Source organism: Cellulomonas sp. B6 (assembly GCF_001462455.1).
Lineage (GTDB): Bacteria > Actinomycetota > Actinomycetes > Actinomycetales > Cellulomonadaceae > Cellulomonas.
The window spans coordinates 1-22,542 of record NZ_LNTD01000020.1 but is presented as its reverse complement, the minus strand read 5'-3'; the positions used below and the strand labels follow the sequence as shown (position 1 = coordinate 22,542).

The following is a 22,542-nucleotide window of genomic DNA, read 5'->3' as shown; positions in this document are numbered from 1 at the left end:
TCGCGCACGAGCGTCGGCAGGTCGCCGCCGAGCCGGACGCGCTCGAGGAACTGCACGACGGCGCCGGCGACCGTGCGGTGCGCCGCGTCGTTGAGCACGTCGTGCGGGCGCGCCGGTGCCGTGCGGTGGGTCGGGGGTCGCGTCGTCGCGCGCGGCGTCCCGGGCGACGTCGCGCACGAGCGTCGGCAGGTCGCCGCCGAGCCGGACGCGCTCGAGGAACTGCACGACGGCGCCGGCGACCGTGCGGTGCGCCGCGTCGTTGAGCACGTCGTGCCGGCCGTCGGTGACGAGCAGCACGTGGCGCGCGCCCAGCGTGCGGTAGGCGGCGACCGCGTGCTCGGTGGGGCTGATGCGGTCGTCCTCGCCGTGCAGCGCGAGCACGGGCACCGGCAGCGGTGCGTCGCGCGGGTCGGTGAGGTCGGCGGCGACGATCGCGGTGACGTCGGCGAACAGGCTCGTGCGCGTGGCCTGCGCGAGCACGCGCTGGTGGGCGGGGCACGCGGACCGTGCGTCGAGCTCGGCGTCCCACGTGAGCGAGCGGACGCCCGCGGCGGTCGGCAGACCGGCGAGCACGACGCCGGCGACGTCGAGCACGCGCGCGAGGCGGGCGGCGGCGAGCGCGCCCGCGTCCGTGCCGACGAGGACGTGCGGCCCGGGGAGCGTCGCGAGCAGCGCGGCGACGGCCTGCGGTGCCGGGTCGGGCTCGCCGACGGCCACGACGCGGAAGGCATCGGCGGCGAGCCTGCGACCGAACCGCTCGTAGACCTCGGGGGTCTCGCCGCGGCCGACCAGCACGACGACGGTGCCGCGTGCGTCGGGGCCGCTGACCGGCTCGGTCCAGGTGCGCAGGGCGGAGGTGCGCAGCGAGGCTGCCGGGTGTGCGGCGGTCGTCACGGCGGGCTCCTGTCGGGGCGGTCGAGCGGGTTCCTCGCAGCGTAGGCATGCTCCAGATAAAAGGAGATGAATTTGGTCTGGTTTCTCGCGACGTGAGACGTCGCGCGCGTCCCGCCGACGGCGTCGGCCTCGGGCCGCAGCAGGTCGAGGCGCCGACGGACCCCGGTGCGGACGTCCGGGTCGACCTGGGCGCGGTCGACCGGGCCGTCTCCTGCCTCGCCCCCTGAGCGAAGCTCAGTCGCGCCCGTCCGTCGCGGGCGGGTGCGGCAGCCACGGCCCCACGACGTCGGTGCTCGCGCCCGTGGACTCCCGGGCCACGATGCGGAACGCGGCCTTGTGGAAGCGCCGGGGGCGCAGCGCGCGGTCGCCGTCCTCGATCCGCTCGACGAGCATCGCGACGGCCGTCTCGGCGATCTCCTCGCGGCCGGGGTCGACGGTGGACAGCGAGGGCGTGGTGAAGCGGCCGTCCGCGATCGCGTCGAACCCGATGACCGCGACGTCGTCAGGCACGCGGCGGCCGGCCTCCGCGAGGGCGCGCAGCACACCGATGGCGAGGCTGTCGTTGAGCGCGAGGACCGCGTCGAACTCGACGCCCGACGCGATGAGCTCGCGCGTGGCCTCGACGCCGTTGACGGGCAGCCACGGCGCGACGACGACCTCGAGGCGCGGGTCCTCCGGCACGCCCGCGACCGTGAGCGCCTCGCGGTAGCCGCGGACGCGCAGGTCGGAGGGGCGCATCTGCCCCGTGCGGCGGTCGGGGTGCGCCCCGACGACGGCGATGCGCCGCCGGCCGAGGGACAGCAGGTGCTCGACCGCGGCCCGTGCGCCCTCGACGTTGTGCATGGTGACGTGGTCGTTCGGCCCGCCGAAGATGCGCTCGCCGAGCAGGACGAGCGGGTAGGTCACGTCGTCGAGGAGACCGCGGTCCTCGGTGCCGAGGTGCTCGGGGCTGAAGAGCAGGCCGTCGGTCTGCCGCAGGCCGTTGGCCAGGACGGCCGTCTCGTGCGCGCGGTCGGCGCCGGCCTGGCCGATGATCACGCTGAGGCCACGCCGCTCGGCGGCCGCGATGACGGCGTCGGCGAGCTCGGCGAAGTAAGGCTGGCGCAGCTGGGGGACGGCCAGCCCGATGACGCCCGTGCGCCCGGACCGGAGCCCGCGTGCGGAGAGGTTGGGTCGGTAGCCGAGCTCGTCGATGGCGCGCTGCACGCGCGCCCGGGTCTCGGGGCTCACGTGCGGGTGGTCGTTGACGACGTTGGAGACCGTCTTGTTGGAGACGCCCGCCAGCTGCGCGACGTCGTGCATCGTCACCTTCACGCCGGAGCCGCCGTCCGGTGTGCCGGGAGGTGCACCCGGCGGAGCGCCCGACTTCTCGTCATGGGCACGAGGTTGACAGGTCCGTCGCGGGGAAGCAATAGTGGCCGAGCCATTACGACGTCGTAAACGGCCAGGTCAGCGGTGTTCAACGTCAGAGACGACGGCACATCGCGCCTCTCGGGGCAGCGCTCGGGTGCTGGTCAGCCCGTCATCGACGACGAGCGACCCCGGGCGCCTCCCTGGAGGCAGGAGGAGAAGAAGTGGCTCAGCCCCCAGGACGCCTCGCGTCCCGAGCACCGGCCGCCGGCCGGTGGAAGAACCTGCTGTACTCGCAGCGCCTCGCCCCGTACTTCTTCATCGCGCCGTTCGTCATCACGCTGCTCGCGTTCTGGGCGGTGCCGCTCGTGCGCACGTTCGTCATGAGCACGCAGAACGTGATGTTCGGCGAGGCCGCGTTCGTCGGGACCGACAACTTCGAGCGGCTGTGGCGCGACCGGATCTTCTGGCAGGCGATGTACAACAGCGCCCGCTACATGGTGCTGACCCTCGTCATCCTCATCCCCGTCCCGCTGCTGCTCGCGGTCGTGATCAACGCGCGGCTCGGGTCGCCCCGCCTGAAGAACCTCTTCAAGGCGTCGATGTTCGTCCCGGCCCTGACGTCCGTGGTCGTGGCCGGCATCATCTTCCGGCTCATGTTCGCCGAGACCAGCACGGGCCTGGTCAACCAGGTGATCGCGTGGTTCGGGGCGGACCCCGTGCGGTGGCTGCGCACCGACATCGGTGGTCTCGTCGCGCTGCTGGCGCTGGCGACCTGGCGCTACACCGGCGTCAACATCCTGTACTTCCTGTCCGGCCTGCAGTCGATCCCCGACGAGTACTACGAGGCGGCGTCGATCGACGGTGCCGGCAAGCTCCGGCAGTTCTTCTCCATCACCCTGCCGAACATCAAGCCGACCATGGTCTACGTCACGACCATCAGCATCTACGGCGGCCTGGCGATGTTCCTCGAGAGCTTCATGCTCTACTCCGGCAACAGCTCCCCGAACAACCAGGGCCTGACGGTCGTCGGCTACCTGTATCGCCGCGGCATCGAGGAGAACGACCTCGGCTACGCGTCGGCCGTGGGGGTGGTCCTGCTCGTCGTGATCATGGCGATCAACCTCACCTACCTCACCCTCACCGGCACGTTCAAGAAGGAGCCCCGATGAGCGCGCCGACCACCACGACCACGTCCGCCCCGTCGGCGGAGCGCGCCACGAGCGGCCCCGGGCGCCGCCGGTACCCGCTGCCGCGCGCGATGTTCGTGACGATCCAGAGCGTCTTCCTCGCCGTCATCGGGCTCATCGTCCTGGTGCCGCTGCTCGTCATCTTCGTCGGCACGTTCCAGGACGGCGGCGAGATCATGCGCACCGGCCTGCGGCTCGGCGTCGACGTCTCGTCGCTCCGGCTCGACAACTACGTCATGCTCCTCACCGACTCCGGCCTGTACTTCCGGTGGTTCGCCAACTCGGTGGGACTCACGGTCGTCCAGGTGGCCGGCACGCTGCTCGTCAGCTCGTTCGTCGCCTACGGCTTCGCGATGTACGACTTCAAGGGCAAGACCGCCGCGTTCATCGCGGTGCTGCTCCTCATGACCGTGCCGTTCGAGATCATGATGCTGCCGCTGTACGTCATGGTGAACGACCTCGGGCTCGCGGACTCGTACGGCGTCATCGTCATCCCGTTCCTCGCGGCGTCCGTGACGATCTTCTTCTTCCGGCAGTACTTCACGGGGATCCCCAGGGAGCTGCTCGAGGCCGGCCGCGTCGACGGCGTCACCGAGTTCGGCATCTTCTTCAAGGTCGTCCTGCCCATCTCGCGGCCGGCGCTGGCCGCCATGGGGATCCTCAACGGCATGGTCACGTGGAACAACTTCCTGTGGCCCCTGCTGGTGCTGCGCTCCGCGGAGAAGTTCACGCTGCCCATCGGTCTGAACACCCTGCTCACGCCGTACGGGAACAACTACGACCTGCTGATCATCGGGTCCTTCTTCTCCCTGCTGCCCGTCCTCGTGCTCTTCCTCTGCTTCCAGCGATTCTTCGTCGCCGGGATGACGGCGGGGGCGCTCAAGGGCTGATCCTCCACCCCGCCACCCGCACCACACAACGAAACGGAGTCACCACCATGGCAGGACCACGCAGGTACCCGGCGCTCGTCGCGGCCGGCCTGGCAGGCGCGCTCATGCTCTCGGCGTGCAGCGGCGGCTCGGACGAGCCCGCGGCGGCCCCCGCCGACGGCGAGGCCACCGCGCTCGACATGTGGGTGTTCGCCGAGCTCCACGCGGACTACTACGAGCAGATGGCCGAGGAGTGGAACGAGCAGAACCCCGACCGTCCCGTCGACCTCGACGTGACCGTCTACCCGTACCAGGACATGCACAACAAGCTGCAGCTCGCGGTCAACGCGGGGACCGGCCTGCCGGACGTCGTCGACATCGAGGTCAACAAGTTCGGCAACTTCGTGTCCGCGGACGGCCGCACCCCGCTCATGGACCTGTCCGAGGCCGCCAAGCCCTACCAGGACGACATCGTCCAGGCGCGCCTCGACCTCTACACCCGTGCGGACAAGATCCTCGGCTTCCCCATGCACGTCGGGGCGTTCGTGACGTTCTACAACGCCGCCCTCCTCGAGGAGGCCGGGATCGACTACACGACCATCGAGACCTGGGACGACTTCTCGGAGGCCGGCACGACGTACCACCAGGCGACCGGCAAGGCGTTCGGCGTCGCCAGCACGTCCGTCAACTTCGTCGAGCCGCTCATCGTGGCTCAGCTCGGGGGCAACTTCTTCGACGAGGACGGCGACGTCGACGTCGCCAACCCCGACGTGGTCAAGGCGTTCGAGATGCAGAAGGCCATGCTCGACGCGGGCGCCATCTCCACCATCCCGGGCGGCAGCCCCGACGACGAGCAGGCGTTCGGCGTCATCAACAGCGGCGACTACGCCGCCGTCGTGTACCCCGCCTGGTACACGTCACGCTTCGTCGACTACATGCCCGACCTCGCCGGTGACGTCGCGATCGCCCCGGCGCCCGTCGTCGAGGGCGGCGAGGTCGCCACGATCGGTGGCGGCGGCACCGGGACGGCCGTCATCGAGTCGTCGCCGAAGAAGGACTTCGCGGCGGAGTGGCTCGCGTTCGCCAAGCTGTCGCCCGAGGCGAACGTCGCCGTGTGGGAGGTCCTCGGCTTCGACCCGGTCAACATGTCGGTGTGGGAGGACGAGGCGGTCACGAGGGACCCGGAGAACAAGTTCAACAAGTACTTCCGCACGAACCTGTTCGACGTGCTCAACGAGGTGAAGGACGGCATCGGCCACTTCGACGGCTTCGCCAACCCGAACCTGCCGACGCTGAACAACCTCTTCACGACCACCACCCTGACCGAGGTCTACGAGAACGGCGTCGCGCCGCAGCAGGCCCTCGACCAGGCGCAGAAGGACCTGCAGAACCAGCTCGGCCAGTAGTCGCGGACGCCCGGGCGTCGGTACCCCGGCGCCCGGGCCCGCGGCCCACCCGCGTCCGCGACCCGTGCGGTGGGTCGTTCGGCCCACTTAACTACGGCGGGACCGTTGAAAACTCGAGTCATGACAGCAGACCTGGCGGCAGCCCCCGGCCGCGTGGTCGTCGTCGGTGCGGGCATGGTCGCGCACCGGTTCGCGGAGCAGCTGTGCCGCCGCGACGGCGACTGGACCCTCACCGTGATCGGCGACGAGCCGCACGCCCCCTACGACCGTGTGCACCTGTCGGAGGTGTTCGCGGGGCGGACCGCCGAGGACCTCGTGCTCGACGCGAGCGTCTGGGACGACCCGCGCACGACGCTCGTCACGGGCGACCGCGTCGTCTCGCTCGACCGCGCCGCGCAGACCGTCACCACCGCGTCCGGCCGCGTCGAGCCGTACGACCAGCTCGTGCTCGCCACGGGCTCGTGGGCGTGGGTGCCGCGCGCCGAGGGCACCGACCTGCCCGGCGTGCTGCGCTACCGCACGCTCGCCGACCTGGTGGACCTGCGCACGTGGGTCGAGGGCCGGGCCGCCGCGCTCGGGCGCCCGCTGCGCGGCGTCGTCGTCGGCGGCGGCGTGCTGGGCCTGGAGGCCGCGGCCGCGCTCGGCACGCTGGGCGTCGCGCCCACGGTCGTCGAGTTCGCCGACCGGCTCATGGCCGTCCAGCTCGACGCGGGCGGCGGCGAGGCGCTGCGCGTCCTGGTCACCGAGCTCGGCATGGAGATCCGCACGTCGACCGCCGCGAGCCGCGTGCTCGCGGGCGCCGAGGGCACGGTCGCGGGCCTCGAGCTGTCCGACGGCGAGGTGCTGCCGGCCGACGTCGTCGTCTACTCCACGGGCATCCGCCCGCGCGACCGCCTCGCGCGCGAGGGCGGCCTGCCCGTCGCCGAGCGCGGCGGCGTCGTGGTCGGGCCCACGTGCCGCACCGAGGACCCGGCGGTCTGGGCCATCGGCGAGGTCGCGAGCCACGACGGCGAGTGCGCCGGCCTGGTGGCCCCCGGCAACGCGATGGCCGACGTCGTCGTCGACCGGCTGTTCGGCGGCGACAAGGTCTACTCCAAGGCCGCCGACGGCACCAAGCTCAAGGGCGTCGGGGTCGACGCCGCGGCGTTCGGCGACGTGCTCGGCCTGACGCCCGGCGCGCTCGAGGTGACGTTCGCCGACCCGGTCGCGCGCACCTACCGCAAGCTCGTGGTGTCCGACGACGCGCGCGTGCTGCTCGGGGGCGTGTTCGTCGGCGACATCGAGCTGTACTCGCAGCTGCGCCCGCTGCTGGGCCGCCCTCTGGGCGCCGACCCGTCGGCGTTCCTCGCGCCCGCCGGCGGCGCCGCGCCCGTGCAGACCGACCTGCCCGACGACGTCGTGCTGTGCTCGTGCTCCAACGTGTCGGTCGGCACCGTGCGCGCCGCCGTCACCGAGCACGGCTGCCGCAGCGTCGGCGAGGTCAAGACCTGCACGCGCGCCGGCACGGTCTGCGGGTCGTGCGTGCCGCTGCTCACCAAGGTCGTCAACGGCACGCTCGAGAAGGCCGGGTTCACGGTCTCCAACGCGATGTGCGAGCACTTCGGCATGCCGCGCGCCGAGCTGTACGCGCTCGTGCGCACCGAGGGGCTGCGGACGTTCTCCGAGATCGTCGCGCGGCACGGGCAGGGCCGCGGCTGCGCGGTCTGCAAGCCGGTCGTCGCCTCGATCCTGTCGTCGCTGGGCATCGGGCACGTGCTGCAGCCCGACCAGGTGACGCTGCAGGACACCAACGACCGCCTGCTGGGCAACATGCAGAAGGACGGCACCTACTCGGTGGTCCCGCGCATGCCCGGCGGCGAGATCACGCCCGACAAGCTGCTCGCGTTCGCGCAGATCGCCGACGACTTCGGGCTGTTCACGCGCGTCACGGGCGCGCAGCGCATCGGCATGTTCGGTGCGCGGCAGGACCAGCTCCCGGAGATCTGGCGGCGCCTGGTCGACGCGGGTTTCGAGTCGGGGCAGGCGTACGGCAAGTCGCTGCGCGCCGTGAAGACGTGCATCGGGTCGACGTGGTGCCGGTTCGGCGTGCAGGACTCGTCGACCATGGCCGTGCGCCTGGAGCTGCGTTACCGCGGCCTGCGCGCGCCGCACAAGTTCAAGGTCGGCGTCTCGGGCTGCGCGCGCGAGTGCGCCGAGGCGCGCGGCAAGGACGTGGGCGTCATCGCGACCGAGAAGGGCTGGAACGTGTACGTCGGCGGCAACGGCGGCTTCACGCCCCGGCACGCCGACCTGCTCGCGGAGGACCTCGACGACGACCGTCTGATCCAGGTGATCGACCGGTTCCTCGCGCTGTACGTGCGCAGCGCCGACCGCCTGCAGCGCACCGCGCCGTGGGTCGCGTCCTACCCGGGCGGCATCGACGCGCTGCGGCGCGTCCTGGTCGACGACGCCGACGGCATCGGCGCCGAGCTCGAGGCCGAGGTCGCCCGGCACGTCGGCGCGTACGTCGACGAGTGGCGCGCGACCCTCGAGGACCCGGAGATGCTGCGGCGCTTCACGCCGTACGTCAACGCGCCCGACGCGACCGACACCGACCTGTCGTACGTGCCCGTGCGCGGGCAGGCGCGCCCGGCCCGACCCGACGAGCAGGGCTACCCGGACCTGCTGTCCGCGCGTGCCGCCGGCACGGAGGAGGAGCGATGAGCACGGTCCCCGCCGAGGGCGTCCGCGTGTGCGCGGTCGACGACCTGCTGCCCGAGTGCGGCACCGGCGCCCTGGTGGGCGAGGACCGGGTCGCACTGTTCCGGCTCGCGTCCGACGAGGTGCTGGCCGTCCAGCAGCGCGACCCTTACTCGGGGGCCAACGTGCTGAGCCGCGGCATCGTCGGCGACGTCGCCGGTGCCCCGACCATCACGTCGCCCCTGCTCAAGCAGGTCTGGGACCTGCGCACGGGCGCGTGCCTCGACCCGGTCGGCAAGGACCCCGTCGACCTGCGGGTCTACCGCGTGGTCGTCGACGGCGAGGACGTCCGGGTCCTGCCGTGACCCTGCTCGCGGGGCTCGACCTGACGGGTCGCACGGTGCTCGTCGCGGGCGCCGGGCCGGTCGGCGTGCGGCGCGCCCGCGCGGCGGTCGCCGAGGGCGCGCACGTGCGGCTCGTGGCCCCCGACGTGGGCGCGGGCGTCGACGACCTCGGCGACGCCCTCGAGGTGCACCGCCGCGCGGTGCGCCCCGAGGACCTCGACGACGTGTGGTTCGTGCACGCGTGCACGGGCGTCGCCGACGTCGACGCCGCGCTCGCGGCGTGGGCGCACGAGCGGCGCGTGTTCTGCGTCGTCGCGTCCGACGCGACGCGCGGCACGGCCCGCACGGTCGCCGCCGCGCGCGTCTCCGGCCTGCACGTGGGCGTGCTCACCGACGGCCCGCCCGACCCCGGGCGCGCGGTCGCGGTGCGCGACCGCCTCGTCGCGCACGTCGCCGCGGGCGGCGTCGTCGTGGGGGAGGTGCGCCCCGGCAGCGGCGGCGACGACGTGCTGCGCGCCGGCGAGGTCGCGCTGGTCGGCGGCGGGCCCGGCGACCCCGCGCTCATGACGGTCCGCGCGCGGGCGCTGCTCGCGCAGGCCGACGTGGTCGTCACCGACCGGCTCGGCCCGACGACGGTGCTCGACGAGCTCGCCGACGACGTCACGGTCGTGCACGTCGGCAAGGCCCCCGGGCGGCACACCGTGCCGCAGGAGCAGATCGACGCGCTGCTGGTCGAGCACGCGCTCGCCGGGCACCGCGTGGTGCGGCTCAAGGGCGGCGACCCGTTCCTGTTCGGACGCGGCGGCGAGGAGGTCGCCGCGTGCCGTGCCGCGGGCGTCCCCGTGCGCGTCGTGCCCGGCGTGACGTCCGCGGTCGCCGCGGCCGAGGCTGCGGGCATCCCCGTGACGCACCGCGGCACGAGCGCGCGCCTGCACGTCGTCAACGGCCACGGCGCGCTCACCGACGTCGACCTCGCCGCGCTGCGCGCGCCCGACGTCACGGTCGTCATCCTCATGGGCCTGGCCGGCCTGCCCCGCCTCACGGCGCAGGCCCTCGCGGCGGGCGTCGACCCCGCGCAGCCCGCCGCGGTCGTGTCCCGCGCGACCCTGCCCGGGCAGCGCGTCGTGCGCGCACCGCTCGCCGCCCTCGCGCAGCGCGCCGCCGAGGCGGGGCTCGGGTCGCCGAGCGTCGTGGTGGTGGGGGACGTGACGGCCGAGGGGCTGCTGGACGCTGTCGCCGGCCGCGGCGGTGCGCGTGCGACCGGTCCGGGGCCCGACCTCAACGGGGTGCGCCCTCCTGCCGATGCGAGGGTGTGAGGTCGGACGCCTTCTCCCAGCACCGGGTCGAGTTCCCGAACGACGACGGGTACCTCACGCTCGGCGACCTCGTCGACGGCTACGCGGTGCACGTGGGGATGTTCGAGGAGTCCTGCCGTCCGAACGACTGGGGTGCCGGCGACCTCCAGGCGACGCTCCACCTGCGCGACCGGCTCGAGCGCGCACGGCGACTGGCGCCGCCGGACGTGCGCGACGAGTTGCTGGTCGAGCTCGAGGCCCTGGACCGGCGCCTGCGCGACGCGACGGAGGACGACGCCGACGGGCACGTCCTGCGGGACGCGGGGGAGCTGCGTCCCGCCTCCGCGTGGTGGTGGCGGCGCCTGCCCGTGGCGGGTCTCGCCCGGGCGGAGCTCCTCGGGGGAGGACGTGCCGTGACGGCCGCGGGCGGCTCCCTCCCCGGACGGAGCCGCCCTCCGGGCGCGGGACGCGCAGACGGGTGAGCTGCGGCGATCGCCCCTGAGCCCGTCGGCGGGGCCCGCTACGGTCGGCTCGTGTCCGGTGACGTCCACGGCGCTCGGGCACGTCGGTGCGGCGGACGCCGGACGGGGCGTCCGGGCGCCCGGGTCGTCGCGGACGTGCGAGGCGGAGCAGCGGGCAGCAGCGTGGGGGCAGGATGACGGACCTGGGTGACGACGTGACACGGCTGCTGTCGTGGCGGCTGCTGGACCTGATCCCTCCCGCCGACGTGGTCGCGTGGGCGCTCGACCAGGTCGTCCGCGGGCGTGACGAGGCCTTGCTCGTGGCGCTCGCGGACGTGCAGGAGGTGCGTGCGTACGACGTCGACCAGCTGCTGGCCGAGGTCGCGCAGGCGTGGGGGGTCACGGCCCCGACCGAGCAGGAGGCGGCCTACGTCGTCGCCGCCGACATCGCCCGGGACCTGCTGCGGGGTGCCCGTACGCCGATCGACACGGCCCGGGAGATCTGGCGGGTGACCGGATGCGTCCCGCAGGCGCAGCCGCGGCTGCTCGTGTTCGTCGGACTCATGTCGGAGTGGGACGACGACCCGGCGCACCGGGCCGAGTACGACGCGGACATCCGCGCGGAGTCCGCTCGTCTGGTGGCCGAGATGAGCAGGCACCCCTGACGCCTCGACCGTCGACGACCGCCGTGCGCCGACGTCCGACGGGCACCGCGACGACCACGTCGATCACCCCGGCGACGGCGCCCGCCCGTGCACGGGCCGCGCGTGCGGCGGCGGTGCCCCGACCTCGGCGACGGTGTGCCCGCTGCACGCGGCTGTCGTGACCGTCGCGCGGTGCACGCGGTCGAGGCGGAACCAGCGCATCGCGTCACGTAGGCGGCACCAGCCGATGAGGTACCACCAGCCGTTCGCGGCCGCGAACAGCACGGGCTCGACGTCGCGCGTGGACACCGTTCCGTCGCCCGCGGCGTAGCCCATGCGCACGACGCGCTGGTCGGCCATCGCCTGCTCGACCGCCGAGCGGACCGCACGGCTCGGCGCCGGTGGCGCGTCCACCCACACGCGCTCGGCGAGCTGCATCGCGCGGTCCCGCGCGCGCGGGTCGAGCACGTCGAGCACCTTCTGCACGGCCGCCCCGGCCAGGTCCGCGTAGGGCGCGTCGGGAGCTGCGGAGATCGCCGCGAGCAGCGCGACCGCCTGGGCCGGGCTGAGGTTGACGGGTGGCAGCGACGCGCGGGCGGCCAGCCCGTAGCCGCCGCCGGGCCCCGGGCGCGACCAGACGGGCGCGCCGCTGCGCTCGAGCGCGGCGACGTCGCGCTTGACGGTGCGCACCGACACCCCGAACTCGTCGGCCAGGCGCTCGGCGGTGCAGCCGCGCGCGCCGCTGCGCCGCAGCATCTCGGACAGCGCGTGCAGGCGCTCGGCTCGCTTCACCCGGCCACGGTACAGATCGTGCCAGAGACGGTGACACCCCGGTGTCCGGACGCAGGTCGACGATCGAGGCATGAGCACCCCCGACACCACCCCGACCGTCGTCCTCGTCCCCGGCCACTGGCTGGGCGCGTGGGCCTGGGACGACGTCGTCGCCCACCTGCACGCCGCCGGTCTCGCGACCGTCGCCCTCACGCTGCCCGGCCTCGACCCGCACGACCCCGACCGTGCGACCCGCACGCTCGACGACCAGACCGCCGCCGTCGAGGACGCCGTGCGCGCCGCCGCCGACGCGGGGCGCCCCGTCGTGCTGGTCGCGCACAGCGGCGCCAACGCGCCCGTCAGCCTGCTGCTCGACCGCCACCCCGACCTCGTGGCGCACGTCGTGTGGGTCGACAGCGGACCGGCGGCGCCGGGCGCGGTCTTCGCGCCCGATGCGCCCGCCGACCTCGTCGAGCTCCCGCTGCCCGACCTCGACGCGCTCGGCGCGCAGGCCAGCCTCGACGGGCTGGACGCCGACGCGCTCGCGCGGTTCCGCGACCGCGCCGTCCCCGAGCCGGGACCGGTGCTCACGCAGGCCGTCGAGCTGGCCGACCCGCGCCGCCTCGACGTGCCCACGACCCTCGTGTGCTGCTCGATCACCGGCGCCCAGGTCCGCGAGCTCGCGGACGCCGGGCACCCGATGTTCGCCGAGGTCGCCGGGCTGCGGCACGTCGACGTCGTCGACCTGCCCACGGGCCACTGGCCCATGTGGAGCCGCCCGGCGGACCTCGCCGACGTCGTCGCCGCGGTCGCCCGGCGGACGGCCGGCTGAGGTTCCCGCCCCGGCCGGGAGCGGGGCCGTCGCGCGCCCCGCTCCCGCCGGGCGGACCGCCGCCGGGGGCGCCTACAGTCGTCCCCGTGCCCGGCCGTCCCGTCCGTCTCCCCGCCCCCGTCGTCGACGACGAGACCACCGTCGCCGCGGGCCTCGCGGCCCTGCGCACCGAGGTCGACCTGCCCGTCACCTACCCGCCGGCCGCGCTCGCCGAGGCCGCGGACGCCGCGCGTGCGCTGCCGGCCGGCGGCCACGCGCCCGGCGACCGCGCCGACCGCACCGACCTGCCGCTCGTCACCATCGACCCCGCGGGCTCGACCGACCTCGACCAGGCCGTGCACGTCGCGCGCCACGGCGCGGGCTGGCGCGTGCACTACGCGATCGCGGACGTCGCGGCGTTCGTCGTGCCCGGCGGCCCGCTCGACGCCGAGACGCACCGCCGCGGCCTGACCTGCTACAGCCCCGACGGGCGCGTGCCGCTGCACCCGACCGTGCTGTCGGAGGGCGCCGCGAGCCTGCTCGCCGACCAGGTCCGCCCGGCCGTGCTGTGGCGCGTCGACCTCGACGCCGACGGCGAGCCGACCGACGTGCACGTCGAGCGCGCACTCGTGCGAAGCCGCGCCCAGCTCGCGTACGACCAGGTGCAGCGCGACCTCGACGCGGGCACCGCCGACGACGTGCTGCAGGGCGTCGCCGCGGTGGGCCGGCTGCGCGAGGAGCGCGAGCGCGCGCGGGGCGGCGCGTCCCTCGACGTGCCCGAGCAGGAGGTCGTGCGCGCCGACGACGGCACCTACGGCCTGCGGTTCCGCGCGACCCTGCCCGTCGAGGGCTGGAACGCGCAGGTCTCGCTGCTCACGGGTGTGGTCGCCGCGCGGATCATGCTCGACGCGGGCGTCGGCGTGCTGCGGACGCTGCCGCCGGCGGACCCCCGCGACGTCGCCCGGCTGCGCCGCACCGCCCTGGCCCTCGGCATCGACTGGCCCGAGTCCGTGCCCTACGCCGACCTGCTGCCGACGCTCGACTCGCGGCGCGGCCCGCACGCCGCGTTCCTCAACGAGGCCACGACCCTGTTCCGCGGCGCCGGGTACACGGCCTTCGGCGGCGACGTGGCCGTGCCCACGGGCGACGCGGCCGAGCACGCCGCGATCCGCGCGCCCTACGCGCACGTCACCGCCCCGCTGCGGCGGCTGGTCGACCGGTACGGCACCGAGACCTGCCTCGCGGCGGTGGCGGGCCGCGGCGTGCCCGACTGGGTGGACGCCGCGCTCCCGGAGCTGCCGGCCACCATGTCCACGACCGGGCGCCGCGTGTCCGCGTTCGACCGCGGCGTCCTCGACCTCGTCGAGGCGGTGGTCCTCGCGCCGCACGTCGGGGCGACGTTCTCCGGCGTCGTCGTCGACGCGGACGAGCCCCGCGAGGACGGCGCGCGCGGATCCCTGCAGCTGCGCGAGCCCGCGGTCGTCGCGCGCGTCACCTCGCACGACGGCCCGCTCCCGCTGGGCGGCGCGCTCGACGCGCGGCTCGACGAGGTGTCCGTGCCGGACCGGCGCGTGCGGTTCGTGACGCCGTGACGCGCAGGACCGTCGTGAAGGTCGCGCTGGTGTCGCTCGGGGTCGCGGCGCTGGCGGCCGGGGTCGGTGCGGCCGCGGGCGCGTGGGGCGAGGACCCGCAGCCGCCGGTCGCCGCCGCGACCGTCTCGTGGGAGGGCGTGCTGACGGCCCCCACCGCCGCGTCCACCTTCGCCGCGCCCTCCGCCGACGAGCCGCCCGCCGCCGAGCCGACGCCCGTCGCGCCCCAGCCGCCCGCGTTCGACCTCGCGCGCCACCCGACCGGCGACCCTGCCAGCCCCTGGGTCGTCGTGAACAAGCAGCACCCCGTCCCGGCCGAGTACGTGCCGGCCGACCTGGTCGACGTCGCCCCCGGCGTGCAGCTGCGGGCCGACGTCGCCCCCGACCTCACGGCGATGATCGACGCCGCGGCGCCCGCCGGTGCGCGGCTCGGGATCCTGTCCGGGTACCGGTCGTACCAGGACCAGGCGGCGACCCGCGCGGCCATCGAGGCCCGTCGCGGCTTCGACCACGCCGAGCGGTACTCGGCGCGACCGGGGTTCTCCGAGCACCAGACGGGCCTCGCGGTCGACCTCGGCTCGACCACGCAGCCGGGCTGCGACCTGCACACCTGCTTCGCCCAGACCGTCGAGGGCGCGTGGCTCGCGGAGCACGCGTGGGAGTTCGGGTTCGTCGTGCGGTACACCGAGGCGAACACCGACGTCACGGGGTACGCGCCCGAGGGCTGGCACCTGCGGTGGGTGGGCCGCGAGCTCGCGGCCCACCTGCACACGTCGGGGATCGGCTCGCTCGAGGAGGCGTTCGGGGTGCCCGGCGGACCGGTCTACGCCGGCGGCTGACGGGCCCGGCCCGCGACCCCCCGAGCCTTTCCGAGCCCGTCCGAGCCCGGAAATCCGCGTGCCCGGCGCGTGACGCCGGGCCTACCGTCGCGGCCATGCCCGACCCCGCAGCGCCCGACCCCGTAGCGCCCGGCCCGGCAGCGCCCGAGCGCGTACCGTCCGCCGCGCCCCCGGCCACCACCGGCGCGACGTCGCGCGCCCGCGTCGTGCGCGTGGACCGCGGTGCGGTGCGCGTCGTGCCCGCCGACGACCTCACGGCCGAGCCGCGACGGGCCGCGCTGCCGCGCGACGGTCTCGTGCCCCTGCCCGACGGCACGTCCGTGCCGCCCGCGGTGGGCGACGTGGTCGACATCGAGGAGGTCGAGGTCACGCGAGGCGAGCCGCGCGTGGTCGCGCTGCACCCGCGCCGCACCGCCCTCGTCCGGGACTCCGCGGGCCGCACGTCGCTCGAGCAGGTGGTGGCCGCCAACGTCGACGTCGTGCTGGTCGTCGAGCACCTCGACCCCGACCCGGCGCCGGGGCGCGTCGAGCGGCTGCTGACGCTCGCGTGGCGCTCGGGCGCGCGCCCGGTCGTGGTCCTCACCAAGGCCGACCTCGTGCCGGACCCGGACGGCATGGCCGCGCAGGTCGCCGAGCTCGCGGTCGGCGTCGACGTGCACGTCGTGAGCGTCGTGACCGGGCGCGGGCTCGACGCGGTGCGCGACCTGCTCGCGCCGGGCGTCGCGCTCGTGGTGGTGGGGCCGTCGGGCGCGGGCAAGTCGACCCTCGTCAACGCGGTCGTGGGACGTGACGTGATGACGACGGGCGAGGCCCGCGCGGACGGCCGTGGGCGGCACACGACGACGCACCGGGAGCTGGTCCCGCTGCCCGGCGGCGCCGTCCTCATCGACACGCCCGGCGTCCGTGGCGTCGGCCTGGTCGCCGAGCCCGACGCGATCGACGCCGCGTTCGCCGACGTCGCCGCGCTCGCGGCGGCGTGCCGGTTCCGCGACTGCGCGCACGAGACCGAGCCGGGCTGCGCGGTGCGCGCCGCGGTGGCCGACGGCGAGCTGAGCGAGCGTCGGCTCACGAGCTGGCGTCACCTGCTCGCGGAGGCGGCGCACCAGGCCCGTCGGGCGGACGCGCGGCTGGCGGCGCAGGAGCGCGAGCGGCGCAAGCAGGTCACGCGCGAGTACCACCGGCAGATCCGCGGTCCGCGGGGAGCGCGCGGCTGACGTCCGGCCCTGACGGACGTGGACGCGCAGGTCGCGGCGCTGGGAGCGCGTCCGGTCGGCGAACCGGTTCGACGGTACCGACTCGCGATGGCGAAACGATTAGGAGCGCCCGCAGCGCTCGCCATCCCTCACCCGCCTCGGGTGTGATCGACGGGTCGCCCGGGCAGGCGCGTCGACGACGACGCCCGTCCCGGGGGTGCCGGCCGCGGCCGTGCCGCACCGGTGCGCACCCCACGTCGACCCACCCGAGGAGAGCCCATGTCCCCCCGATCGAACGTGTCGCGCCTGCGGCGCACGGTCGTCGCGGCCACCGCCGCCGCGGCGGTCGCGACCGCCGGCCTCAGCGCGCTCACGGCGACCGCCGCGCAGGCCGCGGCCGGCTGCCGCGTCGACTACGCCGTGTCGAGCCAGTGGTCCGGCGGGTTCGGCGCCACCGTCACCGTCACCAACCTCGGCGACCCCGTGTCGTCGTGGGACCTGCGCTGGACCTTCCCGAACGGCCAGAGCGTCCAGCAGGCGTGGAACGCCACCGTCTCGACCACCGGCTCGCAGGTCTCCGCCAAGAACGTCGGGTGGAACGGCAGCCTCGGCACCGGCGCCTCGGCGCAGTTCGGCTTCAACGGCTCGTGGAGCGGCAGCAACGGCGTGCCCGCGTCGTTCACGCTCAACGGCACCACGTGCACGGGCGGCGTCACCCAGCCGACGACGCAGCCCACCACCCAGCCGACGACGCAGCCCACGACCCAGCCCACCACGCAGCCGACGACGCAGCCGACCACGCCCCCGGTGTCGAGCAGCCAGTTCTACGTCGACCCCGAGACCGCCGCCTACGCCGCGTGGCAGGCCGCGTCCGGCAACGACAAGAACCTGCTCGCCAAGATCGCCCTCACGCCGCAGGCGCTGTGGATCGGCGACTGGGCCACCGCCGCCGAGACGCAGGCGACGGTGCGCGACTACACCGGGCGCGCCCGCGCGGCCGGCAAGACCGCGCAGATCGTCGTCTACGCCATCCCGGGGCGCGACTGCGGCTCGTACTCCGGCGGCGGCGTCGCGACCTCCGAGTACGCGCGCTGGGTCGACACGGTCGCGGCCGGCATCCAGGGCAACCCGTGGGTCGTCCTCGAGCCCGACGCGCTCGCACAGCTCGGTGACTGCGCCGGGCAGGGCGACCGCGTCGGCTTCCTGCAGTACGCCGCGAAGTCGCTGACCGCCAAGGGTGCCCGCGTGTACATCGACGCCGGCAACTCCGCGTGGCTCTCGGCCTCCGAGGCCGCCAACCGGCTCAACCGGATCGGCTTCGGCGACGCCGTCGGGTTCTCGCTCAACGTCTCCAACTACCGCACCACCGCCGAGGCCAAGGCCTACGGGCAGGAGGTCTCGCGGCTCACGGGCGGCAAGAAGTTCGTCATCGACACGTCGCGCAACGGCAACGGCGCGAGCGGCACCGAGTGGTGCAACCCGCGCGGTCGCGCGCTGGGCGACAAGCCCGTCGCGGTGAACGACGGGTCGGGCCTCGACGCGCTGCTGTGGATCAAGCGCCCCGGCGAGTCCGACGGCACGTGCAACGGCGGCCCGTCCGCCGGCGCGTGGTGGCAGGAGATCGCGCTCGAGCTCGCCCGCAACGCGAAGTGGTGACGGGCCGCGTGGTGACGGTCGTGCCGTGACGGTGCGGTGACGTCACGTCACCGCACCGCACCGCCCGCCCCGTCGGCCGAGGCCGCGGGCACCCCCACGGGTGCTCGCGGCCTCGTCGCGTCCCGGGCCACGGACCGGCGGTCGGTGGTGGCCGACCGCGCCCGGCTTCGACGTTGCTCCGGACGGGTGACGGGGGTGCGTTCCGCTGTCGCGCGGGGCGCGGGCGGTCGACGTCCTCCGGGTGCGCTCCCTCCTCTCCCGCGTCGTCGGGCCCCTGACGGTCGTCCTGCTGGGCCTCGCGGCCTGCACGGCCGGCACCGCGGACGCCGTGCCGTCCGCGGCCACGACGACCCCGCCCGTGACGCTGACCGCCACGGCGCCGCCCACGGCCGGTGCGGCGTGCACGGTCGAGTACGTCGTGACCGGGTCGTGGCCCGGCGGGTTCGGTGCGCGGGTCACGGTGACGGCGTCCGCCGCGCACGACGACTGGCAGGTCGCCTGGACCTTCCCCGCCGGGCAGACGGTCGCCGAGCACTGGGAGGCGACGCTCGTGCAGGACGGGGCACGCGTCGTGGCGGACGCCCCCGAGTGGGCGCCCGACCTCGCGGCCGGCGGGAGCGTGTCGTTCGGGTTCAACGGCGCGTGGGAGGGCAGCAACCCCGTCCCCGACGACGTCACGCTCGACGGCGAGCCATGCGTGCCGCCCGCCGCCGCGCAGAGCGGGACCACGCGCGACGTCGCCGGCCACGCGCCCGCGTCCGGTGCGACCGGCGGCCTGTGGCTCGACACCGACTCGCAGGCGTACCGCGCGTGGCAGGCCGCCACGGGCCAGGACGCCGCGCTGCTCGAGAGGATCGCGACGACGCCCCAGGGCCTGTGGGTCGGCTCGTGGGACGACGCCCCGACGGCGGCGGCCCGTGTGACGGCGGCGACGCGCGCCGCGGCCGACCGTGGCGAGACGGCCGTGCTGGTCGTCTACGCGATCCCCGGGCGCGACTGCGGTCAGCACTCCGCCGGCGGCGTCGCCGCGGACGCGTACGCGCGCTGGGTCGAGCAGGTCGCGGCCGGCGTCGTGGGGGAGCCGATCGTCGTGCTCGAGCCCGACGCGCTCGCGCAGCTCGGCGACTGCGACGGTCAGGGCGACCGCGTGACGTACCTGCGGGACGCCGCCCGCACGCTGCACGCCGCCGGGGCGCGGGTCTACCTCGACGCGGGCAACGCGGCATGGCACGACGCGGCGGAGACGGCCCGGCGGATCGCCCTGGTGGGCACCGCCGACCTCGCCGGGTTCGCGCTCAACGTGTCGAACTACCGGACCACCGAGGAGTCCCGCGCGTACGGCGAGGCGGTGTCCGCCGCGGCCGGGGGGCTGGGGTTCGTCGTCGACACCTCGCGCAACGGCAACGGCTCCGACGGGCAGTGGTGCAACCCGCGCGGCCGTGCGCTGGGCGAGCGGCCGCGGCTCGTGGACGACGGCTCGGCGCTCGACGCGCTGCTGTGGGTCAAGGCGCCGGGGGAGTCCGACGGCACGTGCAACGGCGGTCCGGCGGCGGGGCAGTGGTGGCAGGACGTGGCGCTCGAGATGGCCCGCAACGCCGCCTGGTAGCGGTGGTCGGCCCGCGCGGCGCGGGACCAGGACGCCCACGGACCGGACGTCCTGTCCAGGACACGGACGCGCGGCTCTACGCTCGACCGGTTTCCCGTCCTCGCTGAGCAGAGCGGAGCCGACATGAAGCTGCAGCTGCAGCACGCCCTCGAGCAGGTGCTCGCCCGCAACCCCGGCGAGCGCGAGTTCCACCAGGCCGTCACCGAGGTGTTCGAGAGCCTCGGGCCCGTGCTGGACCGCAACCCGCACTACGTCGACGCCGCGGTGCTCGAGCGCCTGTGCGAGCCCGAGCGGCAGATCATCTTCCGTGTGCCGTGGGTCGACGACACGGGGCACGTGCGCATCAACCGCGGGTTCCGCGTCGAGTTCAACTCCGCGCTCGGCCCGTACAAGGGCGGCCTGCGGTTCCACCCGTCGGTGTACCTCGGCATCGTCAAGTTCCTGGGCTTCGAGCAGGTCTTCAAGAACTCGCTGACGGACATGCCGATCGGCGGCGGCAAGGGCGGCTCCGACTTCGACCCGCGCGGCCGCTCCAACGGCGAGGTCATGCGGTTCTGCCAGTCGTTCATGACCGAGCTGTACCGGCACATCGGCGAGCACACCGACGTGCCCGCCGGTGACATCGGCGTCGGCGGCCGCGAGATCGGCTACCTGTTCGGCCAGTACAAGCGCATCACCAACCGCTACGAGTCGGGCGTCATCACCGGCAAGGGCGTCACGTGGGGCGGCTCGCTCGTGCGCACCGAGGCCACCGGGTACGGCACCGTGCTGTTCGCCGAGCGCATGCTCGCGACGCGCGGCCTGTCGTTCGACGGCATGCGCGTGGTCGTGTCCGGCTCGGGCAACGTCGCGATCCACGCGATCGAGAAGGCGCAGGCGCTCGGTGCGCACGTCGTCGCGTGCTCCGACTCGCGCGGGTACGTCGTCGACGAGAAGGGCATCGACCTCGACGTGCTGCGCCAGGTGCGCGACGTCGAGCGCAAGCCCGTCTCGGCGTACGTCGACCACCGTCCCGGCGCCCACTACGTCGCCGACGCGCGCGTGTGGCAGGTCGACGCGCAGGTCGCGCTGCCGTGCGCGACGCAGAACGAGCTCGACGAGCGCGACGCCAAGCGCCTGGTCGACGCGGGCCTGCTCGCGGTCGCCGAGGGCGCCAACATGCCCACGACGCCCGAGGCCGTCGCGCTGCTCCAGGACGCCGGCGTGCTCTACGCGCCCGGCAAGGCGGCCAACGCCGGCGGCGTCGCGACGTCCGCGCTCGAGATGCAGCAGAACGCGACGCGCGACTCGTGGTCGTTCGAGCACACCGAGGAGCGGCTCGCCGGGATCATGGCGCGCATCCACGACCGCTGCGCCGAGACCGCCGACGAGTACGGCGACCCGGGCAACTACGTGCTCGGCGCCAACATCGCGGGCTTCACCAAGGTCGCCGACGCGATGCTCGCCCTCGGCGTCGTCTGAGCCGTCCCGCCTCGCGGGCGGCCCGCCCGCCCGGCGACCCCGTGATCGGTCGCGTCCGCCGGCTCCGGCGCGCGACGGACCACGGGGTCGTCGTCGTGCGGGCGTGCGTCGGCCGGTGACGTCCGTACGGTGCCGTGGGCGCGGCGCCTTGTGGCTGCCCCTGGGGCAGCTCCTAGCGTCGGACCATGCTCACCACAGGCCAGCTCGCCGCCCACGCCACCGTCTCCGAGAAGGCGGTGCGCCTGTACGCGGACCGCGGTCTGCTCACCGCGCGCCGCGACCCGTCGAGCGGGCACCGGCTGTTCGAGGACGCGCAGGCCGACCGGCTGCGCCTGGTCTGTCTGCTCCGCTCGCTCGACCTGTCCCTCGCGGAGATCGAGGGCGTCCTCGACGGCGGCGCGCGCGTGGCCGACTTCGATGCGGTGTGGTCGGCCCGACGGTCGGACGCGGCACGCGTCGACGTCGCCGGGGAGTACGTCCGCGGCGTGCTGGCCGGTGACGTCGTGCTGCCGTCGGGGCTGGTGGTCGAGGACCGCGAGGTCTCCGAGAGAGTCGTCCTGCGGGTCGAGGGCGAGGCCGCGCTGCCGCAGATGGCGACGGTGCTCCCCGAGCTGACCGGTCGGCTGTTCGCCGCGCTGACGGCTGCGGACGTGCCGCTGGCCGGGCCGCCCTACGTCGAGCACCGCTCGCGCGCGACCGAGACGTCACCCGCGCGGCTCGCGGTCTGCGCGCCCGTGGACCGTGCGATGCGCCCGCCCGCCGGGATGCAGGTCGTCCTCGATCCCGCCCATCACGAGGCGTTCGTCGCGCTGCGGCAGGCGCAGGCCGACGACCAGCGGCTCCTGGTGGTCGTCCACGACCACCTGTCGGCCGGTCGCCGCACGTCCCGGGTCGGACCGAACCGGGAGACGTACCTGCCGGCCTTCGGCACCGGCGCCGACGGCGTCGTCATGGACGTCGCCGTGCCTGTGAGCATCGTGGAGCAGCGGGGTCGTCCGTCGTGACCTGACCCCGCCCGGCCCGATCTCGCGCCGGGCCACGACGGCGCGACGTCCGGCGACGGGCCGTGGGGGAGGATGGGGCCGTGCCGCCCCGCCGACGTACCGATCCCGCCGACGGCCGTGCCGCGCTCCAGGCGTGGCGCGCGGACCCCGACGGCGTGCCGCTCGCGACGCGACGCACGGCCGTGCGGTTCGCGCTCGAGGAGCTCGCCGACGTCGCGCCGGGGAACTCGGTCGAGGTGCGCGTGCCGCCGGACGGCGCCGTGCAGGCCGTCGAGGGGCCCCGGCACACGCGCGGCACGCCGCCCAACGTCGTCGAGACCGACCCGGTCACCTGGCTGCGGCTCGTCACCGGCGACCTGACGTGGGACGCCGCGCTCGCGTCGGGTCGGGTGCAGGCGTCGGGCGAGCGCGCCGACCTCGCCGGGCTCCTCCCGCTGCAGGCCGCCCGCCCCCGCTGACGTCCGCCGAGCCTCGGCGAGC

Annotated in this window: 21 protein-coding genes; 18 read left to right on the top strand and 3 right to left on the bottom strand. The window is 75.0% G+C overall.

All coding sequences use genetic code 11. The features are described from left to right. The coding region (locus ATM99_RS01365) for an alpha/beta hydrolase (RefSeq protein ID WP_062101162.1) at positions 1-894 on the bottom strand (894 nt) is incomplete at its 3' end. A gap of 92 nt (positions 895-986) precedes the next feature. Between ATM99_RS01365 and ATM99_RS19805 the strand changes: the two genes are divergently transcribed. After that, on the top strand, positions 987-1,121 hold the full coding sequence (locus ATM99_RS19805; protein ID WP_255356773.1) for a hypothetical protein: 135 nt from the start codon (positions 987-989) through the stop codon (positions 1,119-1,121). 7 nt (positions 1,122-1,128) lie between these two features. Here ATM99_RS19805 and ATM99_RS01360 read toward each other — a convergent pair whose 3' ends face one another. After that, positions 1,129-2,196 carry a LacI family DNA-binding transcriptional regulator gene (locus ATM99_RS01360; RefSeq protein ID WP_046530779.1) on the bottom strand — a complete coding sequence of 356 codons (1,068 nt, stop codon included), beginning with the start codon at positions 2,194-2,196 and terminating at the stop codon, positions 1,129-1,131. A 272-nt stretch (positions 2,197-2,468) separates the two neighbouring features. On the opposite strand from ATM99_RS01360, the gene ATM99_RS01355 reads away from it, so the two are divergent. From ATM99_RS01355 to ATM99_RS01320, 8 genes are all read left to right on the top strand, one after another. Beyond that, on the top strand, positions 2,469-3,416 hold the full coding sequence (locus tag ATM99_RS01355) for a carbohydrate ABC transporter permease (RefSeq protein ID WP_223304751.1): 948 nt from the start codon (positions 2,469-2,471) through the stop codon (positions 3,414-3,416). After that, the gene (locus ATM99_RS01350; RefSeq protein WP_062101161.1) at positions 3,413-4,324 is read left to right on the top strand and encodes a carbohydrate ABC transporter permease; all 912 of its coding nucleotides are present in this window, start codon (positions 3,413-3,415) and stop codon (positions 4,322-4,324) included. Before ATM99_RS01355 ends, ATM99_RS01350 begins: the two co-directional genes overlap by 4 nt. Positions 4,325-4,371: 47 nt before the next feature. After that, positions 4,372-5,709, top strand: a complete 1,338-nt coding sequence (locus ATM99_RS01345) for an ABC transporter substrate-binding protein (RefSeq protein ID WP_062101160.1) — start codon at positions 4,372-4,374, stop codon at positions 5,707-5,709. 120 nt (positions 5,710-5,829) lie between these two features. Beyond that, on the top strand, positions 5,830-8,412 hold the full coding sequence (nirB, locus tag ATM99_RS01340) for a nitrite reductase large subunit NirB (protein WP_062101159.1): 2,583 nt from the start codon (positions 5,830-5,832) through the stop codon (positions 8,410-8,412). Next, the gene (gene nirD / locus ATM99_RS01335) at positions 8,409-8,753 is read left to right on the top strand and encodes a nitrite reductase small subunit NirD (RefSeq protein WP_062101158.1); all 345 of its coding nucleotides are present in this window, start codon (positions 8,409-8,411) and stop codon (positions 8,751-8,753) included. The genes nirB and nirD overlap by 4 nt, the downstream gene beginning before the upstream one ends. Continuing rightward, entirely contained in the window at positions 8,750-10,048 is a 1,299-nt protein-coding gene (cobA, locus tag ATM99_RS01330; protein WP_082659111.1) for a uroporphyrinogen-III C-methyltransferase, read from the top strand. The genes nirD and cobA overlap by 4 nt, the downstream gene beginning before the upstream one ends. Continuing rightward, on the top strand, positions 10,045-10,509 hold the full coding sequence (locus tag ATM99_RS01325; protein ID WP_062101157.1) for a hypothetical protein: 465 nt from the start codon (positions 10,045-10,047) through the stop codon (positions 10,507-10,509). The genes cobA and ATM99_RS01325 overlap by 4 nt, the downstream gene beginning before the upstream one ends. 173 nt (positions 10,510-10,682) lie before the next feature. Further along, the gene (locus tag ATM99_RS01320) at positions 10,683-11,153 is read left to right on the top strand and encodes a hypothetical protein (protein WP_062101156.1); all 471 of its coding nucleotides are present in this window, start codon (positions 10,683-10,685) and stop codon (positions 11,151-11,153) included. A gap of 63 nt (positions 11,154-11,216) precedes the next feature. Here ATM99_RS01320 and ATM99_RS01315 read toward each other — a convergent pair whose 3' ends face one another. Continuing rightward, on the bottom strand, positions 11,217-11,924 hold the full coding sequence (locus ATM99_RS01315; protein ID WP_062101155.1) for a YafY family protein: 708 nt from the start codon (positions 11,922-11,924) through the stop codon (positions 11,217-11,219). Between the two features lie 70 nt (positions 11,925-11,994). On the opposite strand from ATM99_RS01315, the gene ATM99_RS01310 reads away from it, so the two are divergent. From ATM99_RS01310 to ATM99_RS01270, 9 genes are all read left to right on the top strand, one after another. Then, on the top strand, positions 11,995-12,735 hold the full coding sequence (locus tag ATM99_RS01310; RefSeq protein ID WP_062101154.1) for an alpha/beta fold hydrolase: 741 nt from the start codon (positions 11,995-11,997) through the stop codon (positions 12,733-12,735). A gap of 86 nt (positions 12,736-12,821) precedes the next feature. Next, on the top strand, positions 12,822-14,306 hold the full coding sequence (locus tag ATM99_RS01305) for an RNB domain-containing ribonuclease (protein ID WP_062101153.1): 1,485 nt from the start codon (positions 12,822-12,824) through the stop codon (positions 14,304-14,306). Then, a complete protein-coding gene (locus tag ATM99_RS01300; RefSeq protein WP_150118052.1) occupies positions 14,303-15,142 on the top strand; it encodes a M15 family metallopeptidase in 840 nt (279 codons plus the stop codon). Before ATM99_RS01305 ends, ATM99_RS01300 begins: the two co-directional genes overlap by 4 nt. A 95-nt stretch (positions 15,143-15,237) precedes the next feature. Further along, on the top strand, positions 15,238-16,356 hold the full coding sequence (gene rsgA / locus ATM99_RS01295; protein WP_082659110.1) for a ribosome small subunit-dependent GTPase A: 1,119 nt from the start codon (positions 15,238-15,240) through the stop codon (positions 16,354-16,356). A gap of 258 nt (positions 16,357-16,614) precedes the next feature. Beyond that, positions 16,615-17,991, top strand: coding sequence for a glycoside hydrolase family 6 protein (locus tag ATM99_RS01290; RefSeq protein ID WP_062101151.1), 1,377 nt, complete (start codon positions 16,615-16,617; stop codon positions 17,989-17,991). A 241-nt stretch (positions 17,992-18,232) separates the two neighbouring features. Further along, on the top strand, positions 18,233-19,597 hold the full coding sequence (locus tag ATM99_RS01285) for a glycoside hydrolase family 6 protein (RefSeq protein ID WP_150118051.1): 1,365 nt from the start codon (positions 18,233-18,235) through the stop codon (positions 19,595-19,597). A 123-nt stretch (positions 19,598-19,720) separates the two neighbouring features. After that, positions 19,721-21,058: an NADP-specific glutamate dehydrogenase gene (gene gdhA / locus ATM99_RS01280; RefSeq protein ID WP_062101150.1), complete on the top strand. Its 1,338-nt coding sequence runs from the start codon at positions 19,721-19,723 to the stop codon at positions 21,056-21,058. 185 nt (positions 21,059-21,243) lie between these two features. Further along, positions 21,244-22,062, top strand: coding sequence for a MerR family transcriptional regulator (locus ATM99_RS01275; RefSeq protein ID WP_062101149.1), 819 nt, complete (start codon positions 21,244-21,246; stop codon positions 22,060-22,062). 80 nt (positions 22,063-22,142) lie between these two features. Continuing rightward, entirely contained in the window at positions 22,143-22,520 is a 378-nt protein-coding gene (locus ATM99_RS01270; RefSeq protein WP_062101148.1) for a sterol carrier family protein, read from the top strand. Positions 22,521-22,542: the final 22 nt, after the last annotated feature.

What these genes read in the sequence shown, in the direction of transcription:
- nirB (WP_062101159.1), top strand. Translation starts at nt 5,830, where the DNA reads ATGACAGCAGACCTGGCGGCAGCCCCCGGCCGCGTGGTCGTCGTCGGT.
- rsgA (WP_082659110.1), top strand. Translation starts at nt 15,238, where the DNA reads ATGCCCGACCCCGCAGCGCCCGACCCCGTAGCGCCCGGCCCGGCAGCG.
- nirD (WP_062101158.1), top strand. Translation starts at nt 8,409, where the DNA reads ATGAGCACGGTCCCCGCCGAGGGCGTCCGCGTGTGCGCGGTCGACGAC.
- ATM99_RS01290 (WP_062101151.1), top strand. Translation starts at nt 16,615, where the DNA reads ATGTCCCCCCGATCGAACGTGTCGCGCCTGCGGCGCACGGTCGTCGCG.
- ATM99_RS01345 (WP_062101160.1), top strand. Translation starts at nt 4,372, where the DNA reads ATGGCAGGACCACGCAGGTACCCGGCGCTCGTCGCGGCCGGCCTGGCA.
- ATM99_RS01310 (WP_062101154.1), top strand. Translation starts at nt 11,995, where the DNA reads ATGAGCACCCCCGACACCACCCCGACCGTCGTCCTCGTCCCCGGCCAC.
- ATM99_RS01275 (WP_062101149.1), top strand. Translation starts at nt 21,244, where the DNA reads ATGCTCACCACAGGCCAGCTCGCCGCCCACGCCACCGTCTCCGAGAAG.
- ATM99_RS01350 (WP_062101161.1), top strand. Translation starts at nt 3,413, where the DNA reads ATGAGCGCGCCGACCACCACGACCACGTCCGCCCCGTCGGCGGAGCGC.
- ATM99_RS01320 (WP_062101156.1), top strand. Translation starts at nt 10,683, where the DNA reads ATGACGGACCTGGGTGACGACGTGACACGGCTGCTGTCGTGGCGGCTG.
- gdhA (WP_062101150.1), top strand. Translation starts at nt 19,721, where the DNA reads ATGAAGCTGCAGCTGCAGCACGCCCTCGAGCAGGTGCTCGCCCGCAAC.
- ATM99_RS01360 (WP_046530779.1), bottom strand. Translation starts at nt 2,196, where the DNA reads ATGCACGACGTCGCGCAGCTGGCGGGCGTCTCCAACAAGACGGTCTCC.